The sequence below is a fragment of the Alphaproteobacteria bacterium PA2 genome (assembly GCA_002256425.1).
Taxonomy (GTDB): domain Bacteria; phylum Pseudomonadota; class Alphaproteobacteria; order Caulobacterales; family Caulobacteraceae; genus Phenylobacterium.
Map to the genome: position 1 here is coordinate 2,584,770 of NKIZ01000001.1, position 23,235 is coordinate 2,608,004.

The window sequence follows — 23,235 nt, forward strand, 5'->3', positions numbered from 1 at the left end:
CATGTCAGCGCCCGCCAGCTATGCCTGTCTTCCAAGGCCGCTGATTGCGCTGGGCGACTATGCTGTCCGTCCCGTCCAGCCTGACGACATCGAGGACATCCGCCTGTGGCGCAATGCCCAGATGGACGTCCTGCGCCAACAGTCGCCCCTCTCGCCTGCTGACCAGATCGCCTACTATGACCGGCATGTCTGGCCGGTCATGCCCCAGGCCGAGCCCGCCAATATCCTCGTGACCTTCCTGAAACATGGCCAGAGGATCGGCTATGGCGGCCTGGTTCACATTGCCTGGCCCCATCGCCGTGCAGAGGTGTCATTTCTGGTGAGCCCGGACCTGGCCGCCGATGCGGCGCGATATGCCGAGGCCTTCGACACCTTCTTCGGCCTGATGAAGGTCCTGGCCTTCGACGACCTGGGGCTCAACCGGCTGACCACCGAGACCTACGCCAACCGAACCGCCCATATCGCCCGACTTGAAGCCGCTGGTTTCATTCCAGAGGGCCGACTGCGGCGTCATGTCCGGATCAATGACGATTTTATCGACTCCCTCCTCCATGGCTGTGTGACGACCGATGCAAGGTAAACGCGTTTTTGTCAGCGGCGGCGCTGGCGTGATCGGACAGGAAATCGTTCCACGCCTGCTCAAGCGCGGCGCAACAGTCCTCGTGGGAGACCTCAAGCCACGGCCCGCGGATTTCGGGCCGGAGGTCATCTATCGTCGCGGCGACCTGAACGCCATGACCACCGCCGAGTTTGAGGCCTTCGCGCCGGACGTCTTCATCCACCTGGCGGCGACCTTCGAGCGGTCCACCGAGACTTACGGCTTCTGGGAAGAGAACTTCTCGCACAATGTGGGTCTGAGCCACCACCTCATGACCCTGGCCAAGGATGCACCCTCCCTGAAGCGGGTGGTCTTCGCCTCCAGCTATCTGATCTATGATCCCGACCTCTACCAGTTCGACGCCGCCAGGGATCAGCCGACCCGGCTGAAAGAGACCGATCCCATACTGCCGCGCAATCTGACCGGCATGGCCAAGCTGGCTCACGAGATCGAGCTCCGCTACCTCGAGCCCTTCGTCGCCGACCGGTTCTCAACGGTCTGCGCCCGGATCTATCGGGGCTATGGACGAAATTCCCGGGACGTGATCTCCCGCTGGATCCGCGCCTTGCTGAAGGGCGAGCCCCTCACCGTTTTCCGGCCTGAGGGTCTGTTCGACTATATCTACGCTGCGGACACCGCCGAGGGCCTGATCCGACTGTGCGAGACCGGGTCCCTGACGGGCATCATCAATCTGGGGTCAGGCCGGGCGCGGCGGGTCAGTGAAGTCATCGAAATCCTGGCCGGTCACTTCCCCGACATGGCCTTCACGGTGGAAGAGTCCGACATTCCATTTGAGGCTTCCGAGGCTGACCTCTCCCTGCTCGATGAAGTGCTCGGTTGGCGACCGGTCCATGGCCTTGAAGAGGCCATTCCGGAGATGATCGCCTTTGAGCGCTCAAGGCTGGCCAAGCCACTTTCCGCGCCAGCCCAGCTCAAGGTCCTGCTGTCCAGCGCCTCCCGCAAGGTTCCCCTGCTCCGCGCTCTGGAAACGGCGGCCCAGGCTGTCGATCCGGAAGCCGAGGTCATCTGCGGCGACGCCAATGGCGAAGCCCTGACGGCACATATCAGCAAGGCCTTCTGGCAGATGCCCACCACGCGCCCCGAAAACCTCGACCTCCTGATCGAGGGATGCAGGTCGCGGGGGGTTCAGTTGGTTCTGCCGACCCGTGATGGCGAACTGATGTTCTGGGCGCAGAACGCCGGGGCCTTCCGCCAGGCCGGGATCGAGGTGCTGGTCTCCAGCCCGGTCGCCGTGAACACCTGCCTGGACAAGCTGGAATTCTCCCGGTTTGGCGGCCTGAACAACCTGCCGGTCATTCCGACCGTCCTGGATCTGGAAGACCTTCCCGGCGATCGCTTTGTGGTGAAGGAACGCTTCGGCGCCGGTTCCCGCGGCGTCGCGATCAATGTTGACCGATCGGCGGCCAGGGCCCACGCCCAACTTCTGGATCAACCCATCTTCCAGCCCTATGTGGCGGGTGGGGAAATCAGCGTCGACGCCTGGCTGGACAGGAAATGCAGGCTGAAAGGCCTGGTGCTCCGCCGCCGGGAGGTTGTGGTCAACGGAGAGTCCCAGGTGACCACCACCTTCCGCGACCCTGCCATTGAGGCCGAGGCCGGCCGGGTGCTGAACGCCCTTGGCCTGTCAGGTCCTGTGGTCCTGCAGATCATGATCAGCCCGGATGGAAGGCCGCACATCATCGAGTGCAATGCCCGTTTCGGCGGCGCCTCGACCACAGGCATAGCCGCAGGTCTGGACAGCCTTCGCTGGAGCCTGCTTGAAGCCCAGGGCGAAGACCTTGGGGTTCATCCCTTCCACCGCATAGCCGGCGAGGTCCGGCAGATCCGGGCCCCCGCCGACGTCTACGACCTGATCGCCTAGCCCAGATTACGCCGGAAGAGGGCCAGAACCCTCTCCCAGTGCCGCTCCGCCGAAGGCTTGTCATAGGCGGGTCTTTGCGGGAAGGCGAAGCCGTGATGAACGCCGGGATAGATCTCCACCTCGGCGTTGATCCTGTCGGCCTTGAGCGAGGCGTCCAGGGCGGCGATGGTCTCGGCCGGCGCCCAGACATCGATTTCGGCGCAGGCGAAGTAGAGTTCCCCCCTGGCCTTGCGGGCCATGACATGGGGGCTGTTCGGCTTGTCGGTGACCAGGAAGGTGCCATAGACCGAGGCCCCGGCGGCGACCTTGTCCGCATGACGCGCCGCGGCATTGACCACGAACTGACCGCTCATGCAGTAGCCGACCAGTCCGACCTTGGCCGTCGACGCCGCGGGATCAGCTTCTGCAAAGGCCAGCAGGGCGTCGGTGTCCTCCATGACCATGTCGATCGTCAGGCCATTCATCAGCTCGAACATCTTCTTGCGGCTGCCATGCTCGGGATCGGGATTGATCGGCCCCAGCTCCATTTCACCTGCCCGGTAGTAGAGATTGGGCAGCATGACGTAATAGCCGCTGGTGGCGAACCGCCGGGCCATGTCGCGTAGTTCCTCCCGGATGGCCGGGGCGTCCATGTAGAAGATCACCAGGGGATGGGGACCATCCCGGTCTGGGTGTACGATGAAGGTGGTGGTGGCGCCGGCCGTGGTCGGCACATCAAGTTGACGTTCAATCATCGGATTTACCTCAGAAGTTGACGCGGGCGCTGATGGCGCCGTCGACGACCATGTTGATGCCGGTTGTGAAGGCTGACCGGGGGCTGGACAGGAAGACCGCTGCGGCGGCGATTTCCTCCGGGGTCGCCATACGGCCTGTAGGATTGCGCTTGAGGGTCTGCTCGAAGAAGGCCGGCATGCCCGCCTTCACCCGTCCCCAGACGCCATCCTCGAAGAAGACCGTGCCGGGCGAGATCACATTGCAGCGCACGTGCTTGGACGCATTCGCCTTGGCGACGCCCTTGGCGAAGTGGATCTGGGCCGCCTTGATGGCGCCATAGGCCGAAGGATTTGCGGCCTCCGCCGCCGAGATCGAGGAAATGATGATCAGGGCCGCATCGCCCTTTTCGGCGCCGGCCTTTTCCAGGAAGGGCCTGGCGGCCTCCAGGACATTGACCGCCCCCAGCATGTCGATCTCGAACATGGCCCGCCAGTCGGCTTCCTTCGAGCCCTGGACCAGGGCGCTGGCGTTGGAGACCACGATGTCGACACCCCCCAGGGCTTCGCCTGATGCCTTGATGAAGGCCTGCAGGGCCGCGCCGTCGGCAATGTCCACCACCTGACCGAAGGCGGAAACGCCCTTGTCCTTCAGGGCTGCGACCGCGGCTTCGACCTCGTCGGCCTTGCGGGCGCAGATGGCGACATTGGCGCCTTCGTCGGCGAACAGGTCGGCAATGGCCCGACCTATGCCCCGGGTGGCGCCCGTGACGATTGCTGTCTTGCCTTTCAGACCGAGGTCCATCTTCGTCTCCCTGGAATTTGCAATTTCCTCCTTGTAGCCGAAGGCGCGGTTGAGGCTAAAGGATTGATCGCGAGATTTTCCCTCGCGGCCGGGATAGGGCGCCCATGCTTGATACCTTTGATGAACAGGTGGACGGACCGTTTGGCCAGGTCGGAACCGGCCTGCTGCGCCGGACCCTGGAGCCCCTGTTGCCGGCTGGCGGGCTGGTGACATCGGTGGAGGGCATGAAACCCTATGAGACCGACGGTCTGGCGGCCTATCGCAGCATGCCCGGCGCTGTCGCCCTGCCCGAGACCGTGCCCCAGGTCCAGGCGGTTCTGAAGGCCTGCTCGGCCCTGGGGGTTCCCGTGGTGGCACGGGGCGCAGGCACCGGCCTGTCCGGCGGCGCCCTTCCCTTCCCCGGCTGTGTTCTGCTCAGTCTGTCCAAGTTCAACAGGATCCTGGAGATAGACGCCCAGGCGCGGACAGCCCGGGTCCAGCCTGGCGTCCGCAATCTGGCGATATCCGAGGCTGTCGCCCATCTGGGCCTGTTCTATGCGCCGGATCCGTCTTCCCAGCTGGCCTGCTCCATCGGCGGCAATGTGGCCGAGAACGCCGGCGGGGTGCATTGCCTGAAGTACGGCCTGACCGTCCACAACATCCTCCAGCTGGAGGTTGTGACGATTGACGGCGATCTCGTGCATCTGGGCTCGGAGGCCCTGGATGCCCCGGGCTATGACCTGATGGCCCTGATGACCGGCTCGGAGGGCCTGCTGGGGGTTGTGACCGAGGTCCTGGTCAAGCTGACCCCCTTGCCCGAGGTCGCAAAGGTGATCCTGGCCAGCTTTGATGATGTCGAGGTCGCGGCTGGCGCCGTGGCCGCGATCATGGCGGCAGGGATCGTGCCGGCCGGTCTGGAAATGATGGACGGCCCGGCCCTTCGCGCCGCCGAGGACTTCGCCCAGGCCGGTTATCCCAAGAACGCAGCAGCCATTCTGCTCTGCGAACTGGATGGCGAGGAAGCCGATGTCGCCGAAGAGATCGAAAGGGTCTCGGCCCTGCTTTCAGGCGCCGGCGCCTTTGAGGTTCGGGTCGCCCGGGACGAGGCCGAGCGCAAGCGGTTCTGGGCCGGCCGAAAGGGCGCCTTTCCGGCCATGGGGCGGCTGGCCAATGACTATTACTGCATAGACGGCACCATTCCCCGGAGGGCCCTGCCGAGGGTGCTGACAGAGATTACCCGGCTGGCCGAGGCCCACGGCCTGGGCGTGGCCAACGTCTTTCATGCCGGAGACGGCAATCTCCACCCCTTGATCCTCTACAATTCCGAGATTGAGGGAGATTCCGAACGGGCTGAAGCCCTGGGCTTCGCCATTCTGGAACTCTGCGTGGAGGTGGGCGGCACCATTACCGGCGAGCACGGGGTTGGCCGCGAGAAGATCAACCAGATGTGTGTCCAGTTCACCCAGGGCGAAAACGACGCCTTCCACGCCCTCAAGGCCGCCTGGGATCCCAAGGGCCTGCTCAATCCCGGCAAGACCATTCCGACCCTGGCCCGCTGTGCTGAATACGGCGCCCTTCACGTGCACAAGGGCGTCCTGCCCCACCCGCATCTGGAGCGGTTCTAGGTGGATCAATCCCGCGCCCTTACAGAAGCGGTCCAGTCGGCGGCGGCGACACACCGCCCCCTGAGACTGGTCGGTGGCGGAACCCACGCCTTCTATGGCCGGCCGGTGGAAGGCAAGACCCTTTCCATAGCCGGGCACAAGGGGATCATCGACTATGACCCCAGCGAACTGGTGATCACCGCCCGAGCGGGCACGCCCCTGGCGGAGATCGAGGCGGCGCTGGCCGAGAACCAGCAGATGCTGGCTTTTGAGCCCCCGAAATTCGGCCCCTCCGCCACCCTCGGCGGCGCTGTCGCGACCGGCCTGTCAGGCCCCAGACGGCCTTTCGCCGGCGCCCTGCGGGATTTCGTATTGGGCGCCCGCATACTCGATGGCCAAGGTCAGTCCCTGCACTTTGGCGGCACGGTGTTCAAGAATGTGGCGGGGTTTGACGCCTTCCGCCTGATGGCCGGAGCCCAGGGCGGGCTGGGCCTGATCCTGGATGTCTCGCTCAGGGTCACCCCGCGACCGAGGCAGGAACGGGCCCTGGCCTTCGACCTGGCCTCCGAGACAGCCCGGCTGAAGGTCATCGACCTCATGCGCCGCCCCCTGCCTCTGTCGGGGGCATTTCACGATGGCGAGCGCCTTCACCTGCGCCTGTCCGGCGGTGAAGCGGCGGTTGCCGGAACAGCCCGGGAGCTCGGCGGCGAGAATGAGCCCCTCAGCCTCTGGACCGATATCGCCAACCTGACCCATCCGGCCCTTGCGGGGGACCAGAGGCTTTGGCGCATCGCCATTGGTCAGACCCGGACTGCGCCTGCGGACTGGGGTCCGGTCTGGGACTGGGCTGGCGGCGTTCGCTGGGTGAAACAGGACGCTGAGGCGCCAGACCTCTGGGAGGCCGCCGCGTCCCTGGGCGGACACGCCACCCTGTTCCGGGGCGCCCGCGACGAGGTTTTCCAGCCCCTGGCGCCTGCCGTTTTCCGCCTGCATGAGCGCCTGAAAGCCGCCATGGACCCCTACGGGATCTTCAATCCCGGCCGCCTCTACGAAGGGCTCTGACATGCGCACCGCCATAGAAGGCCCCCTGGCCGACACCGAAGCTGGCGCCGTCGCCGCCAAGGCCCTGCGCGCCTGCGTCCATTGCGGCATGTGCAACGCCACCTGCCCTACCTATCAGCTGGCCGGGGACGAGCTGGAGGGCCCCAGGGGGCGCATCTATCTGATGAAGCAGGCCCTGGAAGGCGCCAAACCGACCCGCCTGACCCTTGACCATCTTGACTCCTGCCTGACCTGCCGGGCCTGCGAGACCACCTGCCCCTCAGGGGTCGAATACCACCGCCTGCTGGATATCGGACGCGAGGCTGTCGCCCAGGCCGTGCCCCGCCCGTGGACGGAGAAGCTCTTGCGGGAAGGCCTGCGTCGCCTGACGATTTCCCCGCGCCTGTTCTCAAGCCTGCTGGCCCTGGGGCGGATGTTGCGACCAATCCTGCCTGCGGCCCTCAAGGACAAGCTGTCTCCCCGGGTGGAGGTGGGCGAGCGACCCGCCAGATTGCACTCCAGGACCATGCTTATGCTGGAAGGCTGCGTACAGTCGGCGGCGGCGGCCCATTTCAACGCCGCAACGGCCCGGGTCTTTGACCAGCTGGGGATCACCCTTGTGGAAGCTCCGAAGGCCCGCTGCTGCGGGTCTGTCAGTTTTCATCTGGATGCTGCAGAGGCGGCCCGGGCCCAGGCCCGCGCCAATCTTGACGCCTGGGCGGCCCTGATCGATGGAGGGGCTGAAGCCCTGATCGTCAATTCCAGCGGATGCGCCGCCTTCATCAAGGACTATCCGGACCTGTTCCGGGACGATGCCGTCTACCTGCCTCTCGCCCGCCGCATCGCCAGCATGATGCGGGACCCGATCGAGGTACTTGAGTCCGCAGACATGTCCCTGGCGCGTAGTCCGGTGGCGCCGAGGATTGCCGTGCATGAGCCCTGCACCCTCCAGCATGGCCTGAAGCTGACGGGGAGAATAGCGAGTCTTCTCAGCCGCCTGGGCTATGAACCTCAACCGGTGGCGGACAATCATCTGTGCTGCGGATCAGCCGGCGCCTATTCGATCCTGCATCCGGAAACTGCCAACACCCTGAAGGCCAACAAGCTGAAGGCCCTCAATGCGTCACAGCCTGCAGCAGTCTACACCGCCAATATCGGCTGCTGGATGCATCTGGCGACCGGCGACGGCGCGCCGGTGCGTCACTGGATGGAAGCGGTCGAAGCGGTTCTCAGCGACCGTCCATGAGGGCCTGAACGCTGGCCAGGTCCTGAACAATGTGGCCGAGGGACTTGTAGGCGGTGATCTGGTCGGCCGATTGCCGCCCTTCCAGGGCCCCGTTCAACACCTGCCCGATCTCACCGACCACATGGTCGTCTCCCACAAGGCCAGCCCCCTTGGCGACCAGGAACTCCGCCCCCTGGGCCAGCGCGCCCTCGCGGCTGTCGGCGATGAACCGGCTGGCGACAACCAGATCGCTGTCGACTTCCACCGGCCCGGCCCGGCTTGAGCCCACCAGATTGATGTGTGTCCCTGGCTGGACCCAGCGCCCAAGCAGGATCGGCGTTTCGGCCCCGGAGACGGTGCAGATGATGTCTGCTTTCGCGGCCGCAGCTTCTACTTCGGCCACGGGCAGGACTTTGAGCCCGGTTTCCTGAGCCATCCGGCCAGCGAAGCTTTCAGATCTTTCCGCTGATCGTCCCCATACCTGCACCGAAGTCAGCTTCCGAACCTTTGACACGGCGCGGATGTGGGTTGCGGCCTGTTCGCCATAGCCCAGGATCAGCAGTCGCGACGCCTCTGGCCGGGCAAGGACGTCCGTCGCCACGGCGCTGGCGGCGGCGGTCCGGATGGCGGTCACCTCGCCGGCATGGGCCAGGCAGACAGGAGCTCCAGTGTCGGGATCGAACAGCAGGACAAAGCCCTGGTGGGATTGGATCCCCCTGGCGAAATTCTCGGGATAAACGCTGATCAGCTTGGCGCCGAATGCCCTGCCCTCGCCCAGGGCGCCCGGCATGATCCCGAAGGCGCGGTCGCCGCCCAGGGGCAGGATCGAGCGCAGGTGCTGGCGGGTCACGCCCGCAGAGAAATCCTTCATGGCCTGACGCACGACCTCAATGGCCAGGTCATAGGTCAGGCGCTGCGCCACCTCCTCACGATCCAGGAAAATCATCCCGTCCTCCGCGTTGACACAAGCCGCGCCCGGTTCTCTTCTAAGCCCAAAGACCGGCGCAGAAACAGGCCGGACCCGCGGAGGACTGACCATGGCTGATTTCGGCGCAACTGAACTCGAGGCATTCCGGGCGGAAGCAAGGTCCTGGCTGGCCGCCAACTTCCCGCCTTCCCTGAAGGACCGGGGCGATATCGCGGCGTCCGAGGCGCCGGTTCCGGTCGAGGGCGACTACAAGATCTGGAAAGAGGCCATGGGCGCCAAGGGTTGGGGCACGCCCACCTGGCCCAGGGCCTATTGTGGCGGCGGCCTGACCCCTGCCGAGACGCGGGTTCTGCAAGCGGAAATGCGGGCCATCGGCGCCTGGAACCCCATTGGCGGCATGGGGGTCATGATGTTCGGTCCCACCCTGCTGGAATATGGCAATGAAGAGCAGAAGCAGAGGCACATCCCCCCGATCGTCCGGGGCGAGAAGCGCTGGTGCCAGGGATATTCCGAGCCGGGCGCCGGCTCCGATCTGGCTAGCCTGCAGACCAAGGCCGAGGACAAGGGCGACCACTTCCTGGTCAATGGTCAGAAGATCTGGACCTCCGGCGCCCAGTACGCCGACTGGTGTTTCTGCCTGACCCGGACAGATCCGACCAAGAAGCATGAGGGTATCAGCTTCCTGCTGATCGACATGCGCACCCCGGGGGTCGAGACCCGGCCCATCCTGCTGATTTCCGGCAGCTCGCCCTTCTGCGAGACCTTCTTCACCGATGTGAAGGTGCCCAAGGAAAACCTGGTCGGCCCCCTGAATGGCGGTTGGACCGTCGGCAAGCGCCTGCTTCAGCATGAGCGCAATGGCCTGTCCGGCGGCGGCGACGGCCGGCCCCGTTTCGACCCTGCCGATCTGCGGAATGCTGCCAAAAACTACATCGGCCTCGATGAGGACAACCGTCTGGCCGACCCTGACTTCCGGACCCGCCTGGTCCAGCACGACATGGACGCCAGGGCCTTCGCCCTGACCCTGCAGCGGGTGGCCGCCGAGGCCCGCAGCGGCAATGGCCCGACCGCGGCCACCTCGATCATGAAGAACGCCAATTCAAAGATCGCCACGGACCACTGCGAAATGATGGTCGAAGCCATGGGCAATCGCGGCCTGGGCTGGGAAGGCGACTACACCCCGGAAGAACGGGAGGCCCAGCGCATCTGGCTGAGGATCAAGTCCTCGACCATCGCCGGCGGATCGTCGGAAGTTCAGAACAACATCATTTCCAAGCGCATTCTGGGCCTGCCGGACACGACCGGCAAAATGTAGCGTCAAATTAGGCCTTCCGGAGCCGAAGGCGGGGTTTCTGCTTTCTTAAGCCCGCCCCCGAGTGATATCGAGCCATTCCTGCCCTCGATGGGGCGCGGATGGTGTTTGATTTTCTCGTCCGGGTGACGAGATTCAGGAGCGTAAAATGGCCCTAGCCGGAACAAGCTACTTCTTCGAAACAATTACGGCGACCCAAGCGGCCGGCTTTACTGCAGCTGACACCCTGGTGTTCTCGACGGCGGGTTCCAAGAACACCGACGCAAGCGTGACCTATATTGCCGCCGTAGCGGCTTCCGGTGCATCACCGGCCATTCCTGCGCACATTTCGATCACCTTTGGTGGCGTGACCAAGGAATTTGGCGCGACCAGCAGCTTTGACGGCTTCACCTCGGCGACCGGCGGTCTGATCTTCTCGGACGGCTCCAAGCTGCTCCTGGGCGGTTCGGCCAATGATGCCTGGCTAACGGGCGCGACCACCACCGACGTGATCTATGGCGGCGGCGGAAATGACACCATCAGCAGCGCGGGTGGCGTGGCCAACAAGGGCTCGGACACCATTCAGGGCAATGCCGGCGACGACACCATCACCGGCAGCAGCAGCGCCGACGTGATCTACGGCGGCAAGGACAACGACTCCGTGACGGCCGGCGACGGCGCCAACAACGTCAACGGCAACCTGGGTAATGACAGCATCCTCGGCGGCGCCGACGCCGACACCCTGCTCGGCGGTCAAGGCGATGACACGGTCAGCGGTGGCGCAGGCGCCAACTTCCTGAACGGCAACCTGGGCGATGACACCATCACCGATGGTAGTGACGGCACCAATACCTCCACCATCTTCGGTGAAGGCGGCAATGACTCTGTCGACAACTCAGCTGGCGGCAATGACTCCATCGATGCTGGCGACGGCAATGACAAGGTTCTCGGCGGCGCCGGCAATGAATTTGTCTTCGGTGGTGCCGGCAATGACTCCATCAATGCTGCCGGAGGAGCCAATACCGTCAACGGTAATGCGGGCAATGACACCATCACGGCTGCAGGTGGCAATGACAGCCTCTATGGCGGTCAGGGGAACGACAATATCGACCTTGGCGAAGGCACGAACTGGGCCACTGGAAATCTGGGCGATGATACGCTTGTCGGCGGACAAGGTAATGACACTCTGCTCGGTGGTCAGGGAGATGACAATCTCAGCAGCACCGGCGGTGTCGACTTCCTGAACGGCAATCTTGGGAATGACACCCTGACGGCAAGCTCTGGCGGTGGAGCAACCCTGCTCGGCGAAGACGGCAACGACTCCCTCACAGGCGGTTCGTCCAACGACAGCCTCGATGGCGGCATTGGCAATGACTGGCTGTCCGGAGGGGGCGGGTCAGACACAATGGTCGGCGGAGAAGGCAACGACTCCATCACCCAGACCGGGTCTGGCAAGTCCTCCATCGATGCAGGGGCTGGAGACGACAATCTCAATGATACGTCGTCCGGAAATGACACTATCTCCATGGGCGACGGCAACGACACTCTGACGGCTGGGGGCGGCAATGACGTCATCTCCCTTGGCGCCGGCAATGACAGTTTCAACCAGGTAATTTTTGCATCTAACGATTCAATCGACGCAGGGGATGGAAATGACACCGTCCGAGGCCTGTCAGGCGATTTCTCGATCGCTGGAGCGGCCGGCAATGACTCCATCTATGGTCAAAATGGCAATGACACCCTGATCGGCGGAGAAGGGAACGATACGATCACCGCGACGGGGATCAGTGTGGGTTCCGGCAACTGCATCATCGATGGCGGCATCGGCGATGACTTGCTGACCGGCGGCACGGGTAACGACACAATTACCGGCGGCGACGGTGCGGACTCGATCATAGACACGATTAACGGCAATGATTCGATCGACGGCGGCAACGGAGCGGATACCATTGCCGGAGGCATAGGCAATGACACCATTGCCGGTGGCCTCGACGTGGACAAGCTTACCGGCGGCGGCGGAATTGACCGTTTCGTATTCACGCCCGGCACCTCGATCAGCGCGACGCCAGACACCATCACCGACTTCACGGCCGGCGCAGGTGGCGACATCATCTCCTCAACCGTTGTCGGAAGCGCCGCCAACTTCGTGAACAGCAATGTCTTCGCGACCTATGCGCTGGCTCAGACCGCAGCTGCGGCCCTGATCAGCACAGGCAATACGGATATTGTCGCCGTCACGGTTGGCGCCGACGCCTATGTCTTCATCGACAATGGCGGGAACAACGCGATAGGCTTGGCCATCAAGCTGACAGGTGTGTCTGCGGCCAATCTGGTTGCTACCAACTTCATCTAGGCTGGATGTTCAGCAAGAGAGTTTTGGGGCCGTCTCGCAAGGGGCGGCCCTTTTGCTGTTCAGGCCTCAACTGAAATCGAAGGCTGACTTTGGCCTTGCCTAGCCCTCAAACGTCCCCGCATACCGCTCCCGCAGCAGGTTCTTCTGGACCTTGCCCATCGCATTACGTGGCAGATCTTCCACGAAGAATATCCGCTTGGGCGCCTTGAAGGCGGCCAGCTGGGTCCGGCAAGCGGCGATCATGGCCGCATCGTCGCCCTTGCCGATCACCACGGCGCACACCGCTTCCCCGAAATCGGGGTGGGGCAGGCCTATGACGGCGGACTCCGTGACCCCGTCCATCTCATCGAGGATTAGTTCGATCTCCTTGGGATAGACATTGAAGCCCCCCGAAATGATCAGGTCCTTGGCCCGCCCCGAAATCCAGACCCGCCCGTCGGGATCGCGGCGCCCCACATCGCCGGTTATGAAATAGCCGTCGGCCGTGAACTCCTCGGTGGTCTTTTCCGGCATGCGCCAATAGGCCGAAAAGACGCTGGGCCCCTTGATCTCGATGACCCCGGTCTCCTCCCCGCCGCCGATCCGAAGATCCACTCCCGGCAGGGGATAGCCCACACTCCCAGCCAGCCGGTCACCGGTCAGCGGATTGGTGGTGATGATCACAGCCTCGCTCATGCCGTAGCGCTCAAGAATGGTTTGACCGGTCCGCGTCTGGAACTCGGCGAAGGTCGATGGCAGCAGGGGCGCAGATCCGCAGACGAACAGGCGCATGTGCGCCGCCCTTTCCCGGGTAAAGTCGGGATTGGCCAGCAGGCGCGTATAGAAGGTCGGCACGCCCATCATGACGGTTGCGTCAGCCAGGCCCTTCAGCACCTGGGCGTCGTCGAACTTCGGCAACCAGATCATGGGCGTTCCGGACAGGAAGGCGCAGTGCAGGGCGACAAACAGACCATGGACGTGAAAGATCGGCAGGGCGTGGAGCAGGACATCACTTGCTGAAAAGCCCCAGGCCTGATGCAGGGCCAGGGCGTTTGACGCCAGATTGCCGTGGGTCAGCATGGCCCCCTTGGAGCGCCCGGTCGTGCCGCTGGTGTAGATGATCGAGGCCAGGTCTGCTGATGTCCGCGGCACGGCCTTCGAGAGCGGCTCTGCATCCTGTGCGCCCGCCACATATCCCACCGCGTCCTGGATGAAGAGCCTGGGCTCGGCATCCTTCAGGAAGTAATCCACCTCCCCTGGGGTGTAGGCGCTGTTCAGGGGAAGGAAGACCGCGCCAGCCATGAGCGTCGCGAGATAGATCATCACCGCCTCCGGAGACTTCTCAACCTGCAGGGCCACGCGGTCGCCAGGGACAACCCCCTCAGCGACCAGTCGCCCGGCTATGGCCGCCACCTTGGCCTGCACAAGATTGTACGAAATGGACTCCCCATCGAGCAGCCGGAAACAGACCCGATCCGGGGCCGTAGGAAAGCGCGAGGACAGCAACTCATAGAGATTGTCAGACATGGCCCGGATCCGCAGACAGAGGATTGCGTTCCGCGCGGTAACACGATCAATCTGGCCCGCATAGGTCGCGCAAGACGCCCTGAGGAGGACGCCATGAAATCCCTGCCCCTTACCCTGATCGGCCTGCTGCTGGCCGGCGTGGCCAATGCAAAGACCCTTGAGGTCCCTGCCGGTCCGGACGCCCAGGAGCGGGTGCAGACCGCACTGCTGGATGCAAGGCCAGGGGATGTCGTCGCCCTTGGCGCAGGGCGGTTCGACCTCAGCGATGGTCTGTCCCTGGACATCCCCAATGTGACCGTCCGTGGCGCCGGAGAGGCCAGGACCATACTCTCCTTCGCCGGCCAGAAGGGCGCCGGAGAAGGTCTGCTGATCACCTCCAGCGGGGTCACGGTCCGGGACCTGACGGTCCAGGATTCCCGAGGGGACGGGATCAAGTCCAAGGGCGTCGATCAGATCAGCTTCCTCAGCCTGACCGTCGAATGGACAGGCGGCCCGAAGGCCACCAATGGCGCCTATGGGGTCTATCCCGTGGCCTCCACCAATGTGCTCATCGACCGTGTCACCGTGCGCGGCGCTTCCGACGCCGGGATCTATGTTGGGCAGTCGAAGAACATCATCGTCCGCAACAGCAGGGCCGAATTCAATGTCGCCGGGATCGAGATCGAAAACTCGATGAACGCCGACGTCTACGACAATGTCGCGACCCGCAACGCCGGCGGCATACTGGTCTTTGACCTGCCGGATCTGCCCCAGATGGGTGGACACTCCACCCGGATCTTCCGAAATCAGGTCATCGACAATGACACGCCGAACTTCGCTCCGAAGGGCAATATCGTCGCCGGTGTTCCGACGGGGACCGGGGTCATGCTCATGGCCAATCGCGATGTCCATGTGTTTGAGAACACGATCAGCGGCAACCAGACCACCGGCGTGATGATCATCGCCTACATCCAGGACTTCACGGACAAGACCTATAATCCCCTGCCGCGGGACATGGTGGTTCGCGACAACACATTTGGCCGCAATGGCTGGGACCCCAATCTTGCTGGCGGCCCCATGCTCGCCAAGGCCCTCGGCGGCGCCCTGCCCCCGGTTCTCTGGGATGGCGTAAGCCAGGCTGGCGGTGTGTCAGCCCCGGTCAAGCTTTGGCTTAAGGACGGGCCTGTCCTCAATCTCCGCCTGCCCAAGGCCGGCGCCCTGGACGCCGCCAATCCGGATGTCCTGGCAAGTCTGGGATCCCCCGGCCAGGCTGAACCCAGGCCCGTCGTCCTGCCGGCGGCCCAGGCCAAACTCAAGCCGTGAGGCGGCTCTTCGCCCTGATTGCGGCGGTTGCCTGTCTTGGGGCCGCGCCAGCTCCGGTGGACCTTGCCGCCCTGATGGCGGAAAAGCCGGCCGCAAAACTGGCAGCCTATCGGCTGTTCCTGGACGAAGGTGGACGCCGTCCCAATGAGGGCGTTACGCCCTATTCCCTGAATACGCCCCTGTTCACCGACTATGCCGACAAGGAACGGTATCTCTACCTGCCGCCAGGCCGGTCGGCCCGGTACCGCGCCAGGGGCGTTCTTGACCTTCCGGTTGGCGCGACCCTGGTCAAGACCTTCTCCTATCCGGCGGACCTGCGCCGGCCGGGAGAAGCATCCCGTTCCGTGGAAACCCGCATTCTCGTCCGCAAGGCAAAGGGATGGGAGGCGCAAACCTATGTCTGGAATGCAGATCAGACCGAGGCGGTGCTCAAGCGCGCCGGCACGCGCCTGACGGTCAATACGCTGGACAAGTCCGGCCGCCCCCTGGCCATCGACTATGCCGTTCCCAACACGAACCAGTGCAAGGAATGCCACTCCCAATCCGGAACCCTCGTTCCGATCGGGCCCAAGGCGCGCAACCTCAATGGCTTGCACACCTATACAGGGGGTCAGGAAAACCAGCTCCAGCATCTACGAAACGCAGGTCTGCTGATTGGTCTGCCTTCCCCGGAGAAGATTCCGAAAACGGAGGACTGGACAGACTTGCAGGTCCCGTTGGCTGACCGGGCCCGCGCCTATCTCGACGCCAATTGCGGCCATTGTCACTCCGCCCGAGGCATGGCCAGCAATTCCGGACTCTTCCTCGACTGGGAGACGCAGAAGCCAAGCCAGCTTGGTGTGGGAAAGCGCCCTGTGGCGGCCGGTAGGGGATCGGGAGGATTGGATTTCGACATCGCCCCGGGAGATCCGGACCAGTCCATCCTGTTCTACAGAATGGCTTCCCTTGAACCCGGCGTCATGATGCCGGAACTGGGGCGATCCCTGATCCACCAGGAGGGCCTGGATCTGATCCGGGAATACCTGGCAAAAATGCCCCCGCCGCGTTGACTTGCATCCAATGTCCCCCTTTGCTCGTATTGATGACGTGAAAAGCGTCACAGGGTGTGCGGAGGAAAGTCTATGGCGCAGCAAGCAAGCCTGAAGCTGGATGTCATGAAGGCCCTGATCGCCGCCTGGTCCCGTGGCGATGTCGATGGGGCGCTTGATCACATGACCGATGACATTGTCTGGCACTACGCCGCAGGCGTCGCGCCGCCGATACGCGGCAAGGCCAAGGCCCGGAAGTTTCTCGAGAATTTCAAATCGCAGGTAACCAACGTCAACTGGCGGATATTCGACTTCGCTGAGAACGGCGACCGTCTTTTTGTTGAAGGCGTGGACGAACACACTTCCACATCCGGGACGGTCATCGCGACCCCCTATGCCGGGGTGCTGGAGTTCCGCGGCAACCTCATCTGCGCCTGGCGCGACTATGTTGATGTCGGCGTCATGGAAGCCCAGCGTGGCGGTGCGCCGGCCTCAGCCTGGGCGGCGGACCTGACCGCCAGGCCGGCGATTTGACCCCTTATCTGACTGCAGACAAACTCCAGACCGGCGTCCGCGCCGCCAGCCATACTTAGGAGCTCCCCCCATGGAAATCGCCCAGCTCTTGGCGACCAACTTCGCGATCGTTTGCGCCTTCTTCCTGGCGTGCTGGGGGATCAATGTCGTCATCAAGGATCCCAGCTTCGTCGACAGCCTCTGGGCGCTGGGCATGGTGGTGGTCGCCGTATCCACCTACTTCATGACCGGCGCACGGGGACCGCACGCCACGGTCCTGACAGTTCTCTGCGCGATATGGGGATTGCGCCTGGGCCTTTACCTGCTCTGGCGCTGGCGCAAGAATGGCCCGGATCGGCGCTATGTCACCATGATGGGCAAGGCTCAATCAGAGCGGGGCTGGGGTTTTGCCAAGGCCAGCCTGATCCTTGTCTTCGCCCTGCAGGCGCCCCTGCAGTTCATTGTCTGTCTTCCGATCCAGCTCGGCCAGGTCGCCCAGACGACGCAACTGGGTCAACTGGCTACGGCGGGCATGTCGCTGGCCATCATCGGGATCTTCTTTGAAACCGTTGGCGATTGGCAGCTGGCGCGCTTCAAGGGAAATCCGGCCAATGAAGGCAAGATCCTGGATACCGGCCTTTGGCGCTATACCCGCCACCCCAACTATTTCGGCGACGCCTGCGTCTGGTGGGGTCTTTTCCTGATTGCCGCTGAAACCGGCCCGATCGGCATAGCCTCCCTGCCAGGCCCGATCCTCATCACCCTGCTCCTGACAAAGTGGAGCGGCGTGCCCACCACTGAAGGTCGTATGCGCCGCAAGCGTCCGGAATACATGGACTATGTGGCGCGGACCTCCGGGTTCATTCCCATGCTGCCCAAAAAGCTTTAGGTGCTGGTGGCCAGCATTTCCCGACCCGCCCAAACCGCATGAGTTCCGCTGGAGATCTTGTGCGGTAGGGCGATCCTGCAGATCGGTCCCTTGGCTATGTCCCTGGCGTCCAGCAGAACGCACTCAGACCGGCCCTGGTTCTCGTCGATCAGAAAGCTCACCAGGTATCCGTCATCCTCGTCCACAGCCCCGATGCGGGGCGCGAACGGGGCTTCGCTGGCATAGACGCCTTCTGGCAGCATGAAGGTCGTACTTTCCCGGGTTTCCAGGTCGGTCTTGACGAAGCCCGTGAACAGGAACCAGCCGGGCTTGGCGACCGTTGAATACCCGTAGCGGTACTTCCGTCCGGCATACCTGGCGTTGATCATGCCAAATTCCATGATCCGCTCATCAAGATGCTCTTCCCGGGTCGAGCCGTCATTCAGGTTGAAGCGCCAGCGATGAAGCTTGGGGCGGAAGCTGTGCTCATCCAGAAAGGCCATCATGTGCTCATAGCCGGGCAGAGCATCCGTATGGGGCGCCGGAGTCGGATCCTCCTGGAAATACCCATCAAGGATGACCTCGTCGCCGTCCTCATAGGCGTTCAGCCAGTGCAGCACATAGGTCGGCGCAGCCTCAAACCACCGCACCTCTCCACCCTGCCGGGGAACAAGCGCAAACCGGGACGGAATGCCCTCGTGGAACCGCACGGCATGGATGTTCCGCTCCAGCAGTTTTGCATCCCAGAATGCCGGTAGGTCGTTCAGAATGGCGTAGTTCTCGGTGAAGGCCATGTCATGGGGCAGCCTCGGTCCGGGGACCGGCACCGGCTGGTAGACCTTGAGTTTGTCGTCTGCCCCCACCAGGCCGTAGTGCAGGTAGGGCGCATGCTTTGAATAGTTGAAGAACATCAGCTCGCCAGTGTGCTCATCGACCTTGGGATGGGCTGAAATCCCGTCGATCGGCGTCCAGGGCGCCAGGCCCTCCGTCTCGAGCGTAAGGGGATCCAGGCGGTACCCCTCGCCGCATTGATAAAAGGTCGAGAGCGCCTTTCCGGCATGGACAACAATGTCAGTTGAGGACGAGTCCTTCAGGGAGCCATGGGCGCCCCAGCCCGGCCTTTTCGCCAATTGCACCGGGTCAGCCAGGCCACCCCACAACGAGCCACGGGCCTCCTGCTCGGCGGCGAATCCCCGGGTGCGCACGAAGCGGTTCCGATAGCTCGCCTTACCGCCGGAAAAGGCGATCTGGTGGATCATGCCATCCCCATCAAAGGGGTGATAACGGCCAAGGGGCTGATGGATCTGGTTCTCGGTATTACGCAGATAGATCCCGCCCAGGTCATCGGGAATAGCCCCGAAGGTAACCTGCAGGTCGTCGACATCGACCTCTTCATGCAAAGGGGTCCAGGCCCCGTTGAGGTAAGGGTGGTTCGACGGGTTCAGCGTCGTGATGACTGCAGGAAGCCGATTGATCGACATGAGCGCCTTCTTTCCGGGTCTGCGTCAGTCTTCGCTTGCCCGAGCGCCCCTGTCAAAGGTCGGTCTTGACCCTGCGCGCCCTCAGGCGATTGGGCGGCGGGTCCATGGCGAAGTCGCCGACCTTGCCGACCCTGGCATTGCAGCTGGGGCACCGGACATCCTGGTCCTCCGGCGCGTCGGTCGGAGGATCAAATCCCTGTCCACAGGGCTTGCACTTCCAGCCGAACACCTGGGGCGGCGGAGGCGGCGGTTTCTGCGCCCGTGGCGGGCGGGAGGGCCGAGCAGGCCGCAAGGGCGCCAGCGGCTCGGGCCCCAGGGGACGAGTGACCACAACGCCAGGCTTGAGGCTCAGAGTCTTGCGGGGACGCGGTTCGTCGCTCACGGCCGACCTCCAAGCTCGCCAAGGGCGTCGACGAGGGGAAAGAGCTGGATCCAGGCCGCCGACTTGGGGGCGATCAACTCAAAATGCCCGGCGCCCTGAATGGTCAGGACCTGAACCGGATCGCCAGACTTCATGGCCGCAGCGCCATAGGCTTCGCCAAATGAGGATGGAACAATAGGGTCCAGGGCGCCTGAAACCACCATCTGGCCCCGATCAAGGGGCAGGAATCTGGGGGGCGAGGTATCAGCAAAGGCCTTGGCGCCCCGGGTCTCAAAACCTGTCAGGCGGTCAATAATGCCCGGACCACCGCAAGCGTCCGGTCCGTGATCCTTGTAGGACTCTAGGTCGATTATGCCCGCCAGGCTGACCACGGCACGAGGCTCGAGGGGCTCGCCCGCATGAAGTGGGCTTGTGGCCGGCAACCTGCTGCGCCCCGCCGCCCACACCGCCAGATGACCTCCGGCAGAGTGGCCCATGAAGACAACCCGTTTCAGGTCAATATTGCGGGAACTCGCAAAGTCACTGACCTTGTCGATACCCAGACCAACATCCTCAAACGTGCCTGGATATCCGGCTCCGTCATGCCCGAGCCGCCGGTATTCCAGATTCCATACCGCCCACCCGCGAGCAGCAAGGGCTTCGCTGAGCGGCGCCTGCAGTTCAAGGCCCGGGAGGTCTGCCCGCCAGCAGCCGCCATGGATCATGACAACAAGGGGATGCAGGCCTTTGGATTTCGGAAGGTACAGATCGCCGAACTGCTGCGGACCGTTTCCATAGGTGATCCGCTGTGCGGCCGATCCATGGGGAAGGGCCAGGATGTCCTGGAACGACAGAAGCGCCTCTGCTTGCGCAGGCGATGTGCACATCATGACAAGGGCGATCACGAGGGTCTTGAGTTTCATGGACAGAACTCCGCCGCCTGTTCCGCGACGTCGACCGGAAAGGTGTCGCTCGCGATGGTACCACCTCTCGGGCTCGAACCGAGGACCTCTAGATCCACAATCTAGCGCTCTAACCAACTGAGCTAAGGCGGCCTATCGCGAGACGAGGGTTCTAGTCGGGCCCCGGCCTTCGATCAAGTCGGGACTGAGGCCCCTTGGAAATTGGACAAAGAAAAAGCCCCGGAGGCGAACCTCCGGGGCAAATTCATCAGCCCACCTGGGATGGATCCTTTCGGATCACTCCTTGGGAAGCGTGAAGCGAAGCGGGATCCGGACAGTGCCACCATCAACTGGCGCGCCATCCAGGGCCTTGGGCTTCATCTTGAAGAGCTTGCTCATCCGCATGGCGGCCGAGCCGAATTCCTGGTCTGCAGGATCTTCTGAGACCACGGAACACCCTTCCAGAGTTCCCTTCGCCGTAACCGAGCAACTGATCGTCGCACGGCCTTCGACACCCATCCGCTGCGCCCGGTCAGGATAGTACCGGGCAATGTCCTCTCCGGACGGGCGACGCGCCCAGTCAGGATTGGAGATGACCGAAGGGCGCTTCACTTCCGGCGCGGGCGCCGGCGGCTTGGGCTCTTCGATGCGCTTCTCAACCGGGGGAACCGGCAGAGGCGGAATCGTGGGCAGATCCGACGGCACGTTCACCGGAGGACGCGGCTGCAGCTTTGGTGGCGGCGGCGGCGGCGTGTTCGGCGGCGGAGGCGGCGGAGGCGGCGGAGGCTTGGCCACCGGCTTGATCATCTGCACGTCAGTGACGTCGTCCGAGTACTGCTTAATCTTCAGCTCGAACTTCTTCTTGTAGATGATGTAACCGACGATCGCGTGTGCTGCGATCGCGATGATCAAGGCTATGCCCATAGCCCCCGAGGACTTCTGCTTGGGGGGGTCGAAGGGGTTGTGATGCAAAAATGTCGCGTCTTCAGCCATGCGTCACTTTGCCCCCGGTTTGTTGTCGTCTTTGCCGACCAGGGCCACGCTGTAGAAACCATTGTCCTGCAGCATGTTCATAACGCCCATGAAGTCGCCATAGACCACGTCCTTGTCGGCGCGGATGTAGATCCGCTCCTTGGTCGGGTCCCGACGGCCACCCATCTGTGTGCGCATATCATCACCCAGAGTGGAAATGTCGGTCGCAAAGTCCCCAATGAAGATCCGGCCGGTAGGCTGGATCGAGATATAGACTGGCTTGGGAGGTGACTTCGTGTCTGGCTTTGCAACAGCTGGCGCGAGTTCGACCTTGACGGTGACGGCTGCCATTGGAGCCGCCACCATGAAGATGATCAGAAGGACCAGCATGACGTCCACGAAGGGCGTAACATTGATCTCGCTGTTCGCTTCAACCGCGTACCTGCCACCCCCAGAGCCTGAGAGTTTGGCGCCCATCTGGTTTAGGCCCCTTTGTCGAGCTGGCGGGAGATAGCGTTCATCAGTTCCGAAACGAAGCCTTCCGAACGGGCTCCCAGGGCCGAGATGCGGGTCTGGAAGTAGTTATAGAAGATAACCGACGGAATAGCGGCGAAGAGACCGATGCCGGTAGCGAGCAGAGCCTCGGCGATGCCGGGGGCGACGACGGCCAGGTTGGTCGTGTTGGTGTTCGCGATGCCGATGAACGAGTTCATGATCCCGTAAACGGTGCCGAACAGACCGATGAACGGACCGGAGGAACCGACGGAAGCCAGGAACTGCATGCCGCTGGAGAGGCGTGTGCCGAGCGAGGACTGAACGGCGGACACGGCGGCTTCGGCGCGATGCTGCGTCGATTCGCGATGTTCGCCGCTGACGGCCAGGCCAGCCTGACGCGACAGTTCAACTTCCTGGGCAGCCGCGGCGGCCATGTCGGCCAGCGGGTTGCCTTCGAATTCTTCCGAAGTAGCGGTGCGGCCGATTTCGTTGATCGTCTTGGCGCCGCGGAAGGCTTCGAGGAAGGCGGTGGCGGTCTTGTTCAGCCCGTTGAACTCGATGGCCTTGGTCACGAGAATGGCCCAGGACAGGACCGAGCAGAGCAGCAGACCGATCATGACCGTCTTAACGACGGGGTCGGCATCGATAAACATCTGGAAGACGCCGGCCTTGCCTGCGTTCTTCATTTGCGGAGGAAGTTCTTCCGCGGGAGCGGCTTCAGCGGCCGGAGCGGCGGCTTCGGCAGCCGGTGCAGCGGCGTCAGCAGCGGCCGGAGCAGCAGCGTCAGCAGCAGCCGGAGCGGCGGGAGCGGGGTCCGCGGCGAAAGCCGGGGCGCTGCTCATGAGCGCAATGGCGCCGAGGAGCGCGATGAAAGGAGTCGTTCGTTTAATATCGAGCATCTGTCGCCAGTTCCTGCTTGGTCTAGCACGTTTGGGCCGAGGGTCGTCGCGCCAGAGCGTCTCTTCCCTAGTGAATTTTGCCCGCTGCCACGTCCAGTCACCTGTCCGAAGCACCGAAGCGGTAATCGCCGTCTCTGTTCTGACGTCGTTTTCACCGTGTGGTGAGGACGCATCCAGTCCAGAGCCAGACCTCGCTCCCCGCAGGGATCCGAAAGTCTTACCGCTTTGTTAGTCGGGCGGCAGAAGTCCTTTGGCAATCCCTTTTGAAGTGGTCAAGGGGGCATGCACCGCGCCGAGGGCAAGGTTTTGCGACACACATCCGCTGATTATTGCGATGCACAACAAACTTTCCCCCGCTCAGTGGGGTTGGCTGTCCATTTTTGCCCCAAAAACGCCGCAGTGCAGCAATTCCGGCCGGCATTCTTGGTCCTGTACAATGTTGAGAGATAGTCAGCAGGCTGGTCGCTTCAATGACAGCGCACAAATTTGCGG

21 protein-coding genes and 1 tRNA gene are annotated in these 23,235 nt (G+C 63.3%); 11 read left to right on the forward strand and 11 right to left on the reverse strand.

What is annotated here, in order from left to right; translation table 11 throughout:
• The first annotated feature begins 1 nt into the window (after position 1).
• The gene (locus CFE28_12430) at positions 2–580 is read left to right on the forward strand and encodes a GNAT family N-acetyltransferase (protein OYU70726.1); all 579 of its coding nucleotides are present in this window, start codon (positions 2–4) and stop codon (positions 578–580) included.
• Positions 570–2,480 carry an epimerase gene (locus tag CFE28_12435; protein OYU70727.1) on the forward strand — a complete coding sequence of 637 codons (1,911 nt, stop codon included), beginning with the start codon at positions 570–572 and terminating at the stop codon, positions 2,478–2,480. The genes CFE28_12430 and CFE28_12435 overlap by 11 nt, the downstream gene beginning before the upstream one ends.
• On the opposite strand, the gene CFE28_12440 is transcribed toward CFE28_12435, so the two are convergent.
• Positions 2,477–3,214, reverse strand: coding sequence for a hydrolase (locus CFE28_12440; GenBank protein ID OYU70728.1), 738 nt, complete (start codon positions 3,212–3,214; stop codon positions 2,477–2,479). The genes CFE28_12435 and CFE28_12440 overlap by 4 nt on opposite strands.
• Before the next feature lie 10 nt (positions 3,215–3,224).
• Positions 3,225–3,995, reverse strand: coding sequence for a 3-ketoacyl-ACP reductase (locus CFE28_12445; GenBank protein ID OYU70729.1), 771 nt, complete (start codon positions 3,993–3,995; stop codon positions 3,225–3,227).
• Positions 3,996–4,099: 104 nt separating this feature from the next.
• Between CFE28_12445 and CFE28_12450 the strand changes: the two genes are divergently transcribed.
• The 3 genes from CFE28_12450 to CFE28_12460 are packed head-to-tail and all read left to right on the forward strand — an operon-like array spanning position 4,100 to position 7,865.
• Positions 4,100–5,599, forward strand: a complete 1,500-nt coding sequence (locus tag CFE28_12450) for an FAD-binding oxidoreductase (GenBank protein OYU70730.1) — start codon at positions 4,100–4,102, stop codon at positions 5,597–5,599.
• Positions 5,600–6,640, forward strand: coding sequence for a glycolate oxidase subunit GlcE (locus tag CFE28_12455; protein OYU70731.1), 1,041 nt, complete (start codon positions 5,600–5,602; stop codon positions 6,638–6,640).
• A gap of 1 nt (position 6,641) precedes the next feature.
• A complete protein-coding gene (locus CFE28_12460) occupies positions 6,642–7,865 on the forward strand; it encodes a glycolate oxidase iron-sulfur subunit (protein OYU70732.1) in 1,224 nt (407 codons plus the stop codon).
• Here CFE28_12460 and CFE28_12465 read toward each other — a convergent pair.
• Entirely contained in the window at positions 7,849–8,790 is a 942-nt protein-coding gene (locus tag CFE28_12465) for an ornithine cyclodeaminase (protein ID OYU70733.1), read from the reverse strand. The genes CFE28_12460 and CFE28_12465 overlap by 17 nt on opposite strands.
• 91 nt (positions 8,791–8,881) lie before the next feature.
• Here CFE28_12465 and CFE28_12470 point away from each other — a divergent pair, with 91 nt between their 5' ends.
• Positions 8,882–10,087, forward strand: coding sequence for an acyl-CoA dehydrogenase (locus CFE28_12470; GenBank protein OYU70734.1), 1,206 nt, complete (start codon positions 8,882–8,884; stop codon positions 10,085–10,087).
• Positions 10,088–10,232: 145 nt separating this feature from the next.
• Positions 10,233–12,416 carry a hypothetical protein gene (locus CFE28_12475; protein OYU70735.1) on the forward strand — a complete coding sequence of 728 codons (2,184 nt, stop codon included), beginning with the start codon at positions 10,233–10,235 and terminating at the stop codon, positions 12,414–12,416.
• Between the two features lie 99 nt (positions 12,417–12,515).
• On the opposite strand, the gene CFE28_12480 is transcribed toward CFE28_12475, so the two are convergent.
• Positions 12,516–13,922 carry a malonyl-CoA synthase gene (locus CFE28_12480; protein ID OYU70736.1) on the reverse strand — a complete coding sequence of 469 codons (1,407 nt, stop codon included), beginning with the start codon at positions 13,920–13,922 and terminating at the stop codon, positions 12,516–12,518.
• 93 nt (positions 13,923–14,015) lie between these two features.
• Between CFE28_12480 and CFE28_12485 the strand changes: the two genes are divergently transcribed.
• The 4 genes from CFE28_12485 (at position 14,016) to CFE28_12500 (ending at position 17,654) form a co-directional block, all read left to right on the forward strand.
• A complete protein-coding gene (locus CFE28_12485; GenBank protein ID OYU70737.1) occupies positions 14,016–15,224 on the forward strand; it encodes a hypothetical protein in 1,209 nt (402 codons plus the stop codon).
• Positions 15,221–16,273 (forward strand): hypothetical protein, encoded by a 1,053-nt coding sequence (locus tag CFE28_12490; GenBank protein OYU70738.1) that lies wholly within the window; start codon positions 15,221–15,223, stop codon positions 16,271–16,273. Before CFE28_12485 ends, CFE28_12490 begins: the two co-directional genes overlap by 4 nt.
• A 72-nt stretch (positions 16,274–16,345) precedes the next feature.
• The gene (locus tag CFE28_12495) at positions 16,346–16,786 is read left to right on the forward strand and encodes a limonene-1,2-epoxide hydrolase (GenBank protein ID OYU70739.1); all 441 of its coding nucleotides are present in this window, start codon (positions 16,346–16,348) and stop codon (positions 16,784–16,786) included.
• A gap of 70 nt (positions 16,787–16,856) precedes the next feature.
• Positions 16,857–17,654, forward strand: coding sequence for a hypothetical protein (locus tag CFE28_12500; protein ID OYU70740.1), 798 nt, complete (start codon positions 16,857–16,859; stop codon positions 17,652–17,654).
• Here the strand turns inward: CFE28_12500 and CFE28_12505 are convergent.
• The 7 genes from CFE28_12505 to exbB all read right to left on the reverse strand — a co-directional run bounded on the left by CFE28_12505 (position 17,651) and on the right by exbB (position 22,743).
• A complete protein-coding gene (locus tag CFE28_12505; protein ID OYU70741.1) occupies positions 17,651–19,114 on the reverse strand; it encodes an apocarotenoid-15,15'-oxygenase in 1,464 nt (487 codons plus the stop codon). The genes CFE28_12500 and CFE28_12505 overlap by 4 nt on opposite strands.
• Before the next feature lie 52 nt (positions 19,115–19,166).
• Positions 19,167–19,496, reverse strand: a complete 330-nt coding sequence (locus CFE28_12510; protein ID OYU70742.1) for a hypothetical protein — start codon at positions 19,494–19,496, stop codon at positions 19,167–19,169.
• Positions 19,493–20,398 (reverse strand): hypothetical protein, encoded by a 906-nt coding sequence (locus CFE28_12515; protein OYU70743.1) that lies wholly within the window; start codon positions 20,396–20,398, stop codon positions 19,493–19,495. Before CFE28_12515 ends, CFE28_12510 begins: the two co-directional genes overlap by 4 nt.
• Positions 20,399–20,453: 55 nt before the next feature.
• Positions 20,454–20,530 (reverse strand) — tRNA-His (locus tag CFE28_12520).
• 144 nt (positions 20,531–20,674) lie between these two features.
• Positions 20,675–21,370 carry an energy transducer TonB gene (locus tag CFE28_12525; GenBank protein ID OYU70744.1) on the reverse strand — a complete coding sequence of 232 codons (696 nt, stop codon included), beginning with the start codon at positions 21,368–21,370 and terminating at the stop codon, positions 20,675–20,677.
• A 3-nt stretch (positions 21,371–21,373) separates the two neighbouring features.
• Positions 21,374–21,826 carry a biopolymer transporter ExbD gene (locus CFE28_12530; GenBank protein OYU70745.1) on the reverse strand — a complete coding sequence of 151 codons (453 nt, stop codon included), beginning with the start codon at positions 21,824–21,826 and terminating at the stop codon, positions 21,374–21,376.
• Between the two features lie 5 nt (positions 21,827–21,831).
• Entirely contained in the window at positions 21,832–22,743 is a 912-nt protein-coding gene (gene exbB, locus CFE28_12535; GenBank protein ID OYU70746.1) for a tonB-system energizer ExbB, read from the reverse strand.
• Positions 22,744–23,235 lie beyond the last annotated feature (492 nt).